1 protein-coding gene and 1 pseudogene are annotated in these 1,526 nt (G+C 42.8%); both read left to right on the forward strand.

All coding sequences use genetic code 11. From position 1 onward, the window contains the following. Window positions 1-248, forward strand: a pseudogene (locus HX884_RS26355) (hypothetical protein); the annotation flags it as partial. 181 nt (window positions 249-429) lie between these two features. Then, window positions 430-645, forward strand: a complete 216-nt coding sequence (locus HX884_RS26360; RefSeq protein WP_032637415.1) for a hypothetical protein — start codon at window positions 430-432, stop codon at window positions 643-645. The last annotated feature ends 881 nt before the right edge of the window (window positions 646-1,526 follow it).

A 1,526-nucleotide genomic window follows, 5' to 3' on the forward strand; every position in this document is an offset into this window, starting at 1 on the left:
ATGATTGCACAAGAGTTAATCAGGCGCATAATCAGGGGAAGTCCCTTCCATTCGTTAAGGCCACCAGTGCCATGAGCAACCAGCATAAAGCATTCTGCGACGGGATTCTGAAAACAGCGTCTTCAAAGGTCACCCGCTTGCAGCGTGATGCAACTGTACGAATTCTCGAAGCGCAGACAAAACGAAACAAAGCCATAACAGCAGCCTCAGAAGCGATTGAAGTTGTTCAGTCGATGGGAGGGCTTTAATGCATCAACTCTTCAATGCTTATGGTCAGAAAGTACGAGCAAACATAGCTCTCAACCTTCACCCTTTTTATTTGGAGAAACTGGAAAGGCTGGCAAGCCGAATCGGTAGCGGGATTCAGTCAGAAGAACAGCGTCTAATACTGGCAATTGGTGAGATGCTCCGAAACGTGGAGACTTAACAATGAACCTTTACGCATTCAACCCACTGAAACAAAATGATAAGCAAGAGGTGCTTACCCCCGCAGCCTTTAATTTGGTCTTATCGCTACCTGAGCAGCTACTGAAAAGGCTGGACAAGGTCGGCTATGAACTGGTTAAGCGTTACGGTATTGCAGGGTGTAGTGATAAGCAGCGACATCACATCGCTATTGTTCATCTGCTTGAAAAATCCTCTTAGGCGTTAAAAGACAATAGTAGCCATTTAGCCCCGGCTGGTGATACCAATCAACGGGAGCTTTAGCGACTACATCATGTACGCTCAAAAGCCATCTTATCAGGACGCTCGTGTATCCATATGGAACCGTGAGCCAGCCGGAGATAGAGCCTGTATATCGTTTACAGGGACGAGAATCACCATAAGCCTGTTTATCCCTCAGTAAGGGGCATCGGGGCTGAATGCGTGACTTATAAGCGTTTATTGGGCAATTTTGAGACATTGGAAGTCATCAGCTTCGAGTTGAGCTTGTACCTGTTCGAGCTGTACAACTACAGGCCGTTACAGTTAACATCCCAATTGCCATATCAACCATAACGGCAGTTATGAGGGATGATTTACCGATTCTTATAGATGAACAAAAGGCAGATTTTTAAGTCTAACTTATTGATTTATAAGTATTTTTACGTGATGGTGCCGATAATAGGAGTCGAACCTACGACCTTCGCATTACGAATTAGTAGAATTATATTTAACTAACTGTTTTACATGCACATTACCGCATTCACATTGCGCAACTCAATGGCACATGATGTAAGTTAGTGAATACAGTTGCTACATGTATGACACAAAAATGGCACATGATGACGAGACTATGCATGCTCGTTGCGTGTTTCCATACGTAGCGTTTTTTTTAGATCAGGGAGTGTTACCATATGATAATGTTAAATTTTTATAGAATGGCAAAGATGCGTAAATATGTTTATTTCATTTTAGGCTTTCTAACTTTTCAGCTATCACTATTAGCACACGCTGAAAGCACATTTAAAATTATAAAGCAAGAATTGATCTGATGTAGCCCCCTGAAACACCGGACAGTAGCTGTATCTCCAGATAAGAGATAG

Source organism: Enterobacter sp. SECR19-1250, assembly GCF_013391025.1.
In the GTDB taxonomy this organism is placed as follows: domain Bacteria; phylum Pseudomonadota; class Gammaproteobacteria; order Enterobacterales; family Enterobacteriaceae; genus Enterobacter; species Enterobacter cloacae.

Excerpts from the sequence above, each read along its gene's own strand:
- HX884_RS26360 (WP_032637415.1), top strand. The coding sequence starts at position 430 with ATGAACCTTTACGCATTCAACCCACTGAAACAAAATGATAAGCAAGAG.